Genomic DNA, 4,457 nt, shown 5'->3' on the forward strand with positions numbered 1-4,457 from the left:
CTCGTCGGCGACCACGGTGGTGGGGATGCGGTGGTCGGGGCCGAGGGCGGAGAGCGCGGCGACGGTGGTGGCGAGCTTGATGGTGGAGGCGGGGGTCATCGCGGTGGTGGCGCCCTTGGCGTACAGCACCCGGCCGGTGCTCGCGTCGATGACGGAGGCGGTGCGGCGGGCGCCGAGCGCGGGGGCGGCGAGCAGCGGGTCGAGCCGCTTGCCGAGCGCGGCGGGCGAGGGGGCGGCGGCCTTGGCGGCGGCGCCGGCGCCGAGCGCGGCGAGCACGCCGGGAGCGCTGGGGGCCGGCTCGGGCCCCGGGCGGCCGGGGGCGGCGTCGCCCGGGCGGCCGGAGTCGGGGCGCGCGGAGCCCGGCTCTCCGGTCGCCGGGTCGCCGGGGCGGCCGGGACCGGGGCGCGCGGAGCCCTCCGGCCCGTGATCTGCGCCACCCGTACGGGGGTGGGCGACCGCCGCGACCCGTTCGGCCGTACGCTGACCCGAGTCCCAGGGGCCGGCCAGGGCGACCACCCCGGCCGACAGGACGAGGCCGAGCGCCGCGGAGGTCGCGGTGAGCCGCAGCATCTTCGGCTCCAGCACGGCTGACCAGCCCCTTTCGCGAGCACTCGGTTGCGTGAGGGACACTTAACCACCGAGCTGTGCCGCGAGCACGGCACCCCCGGGCAGCACGGCGGTCCGAATCGGCCGGGGGCGCCGCCGAGGCGCGGCGTCACCGTCGTTTTGTCCTGTGCTGAATCATGGAGGAACCACCCGTGGAGTTCGACGTCACCATCGAGATCCCGAAGGGGTCGCGGAACAAGTACGAGGTGGACCACGAGACCGGCCGTATCCGGCTGGACCGCCGCCTGTTCACGTCGACCAGCTACCCGGCCGACTACGGCTTCATCGAGAACACCCTCGGCGAGGACGGCGACCCGCTGGACGCGCTGGTGATCCTGGACGAGCCGACCTTCCCGGGCTGCCTGATCAAGTGCCGCGCCATCGGCATGTTCCGGATGACCGACGAGGCGGGCGGCGACGACAAGCTGCTCTGCGTCCCGGCGTCCGACCCGCGGGTGGAGCACCTGCGCGACATCCACCACGTGTCGGAGTTCGACCGCCTGGAGATCCAGCACTTCTTCGAGGTCTACAAGGACCTGGAGCCCGGCAAGTCCGTCGAGGGCGCCAACTGGGTCGGCCGCGCCGAGGCCGAGGCCGAGATCGAGAACTCCTACAAGCGCCTGGCCGCTCAGGGCGACCAGCACTGACGCACCGGCCCCGGGCATCCTCACGCCCCGCGCCTTCCGCCGAACGGGCGGCGCCCCTGCCGAAAGGCGGGCGGCGCCGCCCGTTCGCATACCCCGGACGCCTCGGCTCCCCGGTGGTCCTGCCGGGCGGGCCCCGGGCCCTGCGCGCGCCCGGCGGGCCGGTGGCCCCGGGGCCGTTGAAGGCGCCCATACTGGGCAGGCGGGTCTGGTGGGCCGGATGCGTCCGGTGGGGCGGGCCGGCGGGCACGGGCGGAGTCGGACGGGAGTAGGAGCGAGCACGGTGGCGGCGGAGTGGGACGGTCAGGAGGACCGCAAGCCTCAGTCGGACGAGGCGCACAGCGCGTTCACGCCGCCGCTGGGCGTGGAGCAGCCGCCGCTGCCTGAGCTGGACCAGCCGACGTCCGAGTTCGCGATGCCCAAGGGGTACGCGGCGGAGGCCCAGGCCGCCGAGCCGGAGGGGTCGGCGTTCGCGGTGCCGGCGACGTACTCGGCGCGGCAGTCGCCGCCGGCGTTCACCCCGGCGCACGGGTTCCCGGCGGTCACGCTGTCGCGGGACGCGCCGTGGCAGGACCGCATGCGCACGATGCTGCGGATGCCGGTGAGCGAGCGGCCGGTGCCGGAGCCGGCGCAGAAGCAGGAGGACGACACCGGGCCGGCCGTGCCGCGCGTGCTGGACCTGACCCTGCGTATCGGGGAGCTGCTGCTGGCGGGCGGTGAGGGCGCGGAGGACGTCGAGGCGGCGATGTTCGCGATCTGCCGTTCGTACGGGCTGGACCGGTGCGAGCCGACGGTGACCTTCACGCTGCTGTCGGTCACGCACCAGCCGTCGCTGGTGGACGATCCGGTGACGGCGAGCCGGACGGTGCGGCGGCGGGGGACGGACTACACCCGGCTGACGGCGGTGTACCTGCTGGTCGCGGACATCAACTCGGCGGACCAGGAGGTGTCGCTGGAGGAGGCGTACCGGCGGCTGGCGGAGATCCGGCGCAACCGGCACCCGTATCCGGGGTGGGTGCTGACGGCTGCCGCCGGGGGGCTGGCCGGGTCGGCGTCGCTGCTGCTGGGCGGCGGGCTCGCGGTGTTCCTGATCGCGGCGGCCGGCGCGATGCTCGGCGACCGGCTGGCCTGGCTGGCGGCCGGGCGCGGGCTGCCGGAGTTCTACCAGTTCGCGGTGGCGGCCGCGCCTCCGGCGGCGCTGGGGGTGGGCGCGAGCCTGCTGCACGCGGGGTTGCAGCCCTCGGCGGTGATCACCGGTGGACTGTTCGCGCTGATCCCGGGGCGGGCGCTGGTGGCGGCCGTGCAGGACGGGCTGACGGGCTTCTACATCACCGCGTCGGCCCGGCTGCTGGAGGTCGGGTACTTCTTCGTGGCGATCGTGGTCGGGGTGCTGTCCGTGCTGTACGGCGGGCTGCGACTGGCCGGCACGTCGCTGAACCCGGAGGGGGTGCTGAACACCGAGGAGCGGCCGGTCATCCAGATCCTGGCGGCCGTGCTGCTGTCGGTGACCTTCGCCGTACTGCTCCAGCAGGAGCGGATCACCGTGCTGTTCGTGGCGCTCAACGGCGGGGTGGCGTGGGTGGTGTACGCGTCCATCGCGGTGACGGCGGGCGGGTCGTCGGTGATGGCGACGGCGACGGCGGCGGGCACGGTGGGCCTGTTCGGGCAGTTGATGGCGCGCTGGGAGCACACCTCCTCGCTGCCGTACGTGACGGCGGCGATCGGGCCGCTGCTGCCCGGTAGCGCCACCTATCTGGGTGTGCTGAACATCGCGCAGAACAACATGGACGACGGTTTCACGTCGCTGGCGCGGGCGGCGGCGCTGGCACTGGCCATCGCGATCGGGGTGAACCTCGGCGGGGAGCTGGCCCGGCTGTTCATGCGCTCCCCCGCGTCGGCGTCGCTGCGCCGGGCGGCGAAGCGGACCAGGGGCTTCTGACCGCCTCCCCCCTGGGCGTTTTGTCCGTTTCGGGTTGAGGATGGGGAGGGACGGCCGTCCGGGAGCGGGCGGTCGCGCCAACCTTCCGGAGGCCGCTCATGGTGTCGCTGCCAAGTCTGCCCCTGCTGACGGCCGGTCTGGTCGGGCCGGTGGCCGGCGGGGTCGGGTACGGGATGGCGGCCGGGGCGCGCGGCGCCGCGGAGGTCGCGGGGGTGCTGCTCGGGGTGCCCCGGCGCGGGGTGTGGTGGCGGGAGGGCCGCTGCCATGTCGCCGCGCACGGGCTGCACGGGCCGGGCGGCACTCTGCTGGCCGCGCGGATCGAGGAGGCGCTCCAGGCGCACCCGGGGGTGGAGTGGGCGCGGGTCAACGGACCTTCGGAGCGGGTGATCGTGGCGGTCACCGACGCCCCGCCCAGTGAGCGGGAGCTGGTCGCGCTGGTGCGGCGGGCGGGGGGGGCGGCCGGGGAGGACGAGGCGGAGCCGCACCATCCCAGCGAGGGGCCGCGGACCCGGCAGACGCTGCCCGCGCTGGCCGCCGACTCGGTGGCCCTGGGGATGACCGCCGTGCGCCGGCTCGCGCCGTGGCTGAGGCTGGCCCCCGAGGTGGCCGGGCTCGCCGGCGTACTGCACCACCATCCGGCGCTGCGCCGCCTGGCCGCCGGGGTGTCCACGGCCGAGCAGGCCGAGTCGCTGCTGCCGGTGGTGCACGCCCTCGCCCAGGGCGCCGCGACCCGGGGCGGCGGGCTGGTGCTGGACGTGGTGGAGCGGGTGGCGCTGTGGCGGGAGGCGGCGGCCGAGCGGGCGGCGTGGGAGGAGGCCGAGCCGAAGCTGGTGCGGGGACCCGAGCACGCGGCGGCCGACCCGGTGGCGGCGGCCCGGCCCGGCCCCGAGCCGTCGGACCGGGCCGACCGGTACGCCGAGCGGGCGATGGCGGCCGGGCTGGCGGCGGGCGCGCTGGCCGCGCCGTTCGCCGGACCGCGCAAGGGCTTCGCGGTGGCGCTGGCGGCGCTGCCGAAGGCGCCGGGGGCCGGCCGGGAGGGGTTCGCCACCAGTCTGGGCCGGGCGCTGTCGCTGCGCGGGACGGTGGTGATGGACCGGACGGTGCTGCGGCGGATCGGGCAGATCGACACGGTGCTGCTGGACGAGGCGGCGCTGCGCGGCGAGCGGTACGAGCCGGTGGACCTGGAGCCGGTGGGCGGGGCGGACCCGGAGGCGGTCGCCGAGAAGCTGTTCGCGCTGTTCGAGGCGGACGAGCCGCTGAGGACCCGC

4 protein-coding genes are annotated in these 4,457 nt (G+C 76.0%); 3 read left to right on the top strand and 1 reads right to left on the bottom strand.

Annotated features, from left to right (window positions below):
• On the bottom strand, positions 1-570 hold a 570-nt coding region (locus C6N75_RS28805; protein WP_181160661.1), incomplete at its 3' end, for a D-alanyl-D-alanine carboxypeptidase.
• A gap of 188 nt (positions 571-758) precedes the next feature.
• Here C6N75_RS28805 and C6N75_RS28810 point away from each other — a divergent pair.
• The 3 genes from C6N75_RS28810 to C6N75_RS28820 all read left to right on the top strand — a co-directional run.
• Entirely contained in the window at positions 759-1,253 is a 495-nt protein-coding gene (locus C6N75_RS28810) for an inorganic diphosphatase (protein WP_105871789.1), read from the top strand.
• A 280-nt stretch (positions 1,254-1,533) separates the two neighbouring features.
• Entirely contained in the window at positions 1,534-3,189 is a 1,656-nt protein-coding gene (locus C6N75_RS28815) for a threonine/serine exporter family protein (protein ID WP_105871790.1), read from the top strand.
• 98 nt (positions 3,190-3,287) lie between these two features.
• On the top strand, positions 3,288-4,457 hold a 1,170-nt coding region (locus tag C6N75_RS28820; protein ID WP_146132710.1), incomplete at its 3' end, for a heavy-metal-associated domain-containing protein.

It is taken from the genome of Streptomyces solincola (assembly GCF_002982015.1).
Taxonomy (GTDB): domain Bacteria; phylum Actinomycetota; class Actinomycetes; order Streptomycetales; family Streptomycetaceae; genus Streptomyces; species Streptomyces solincola.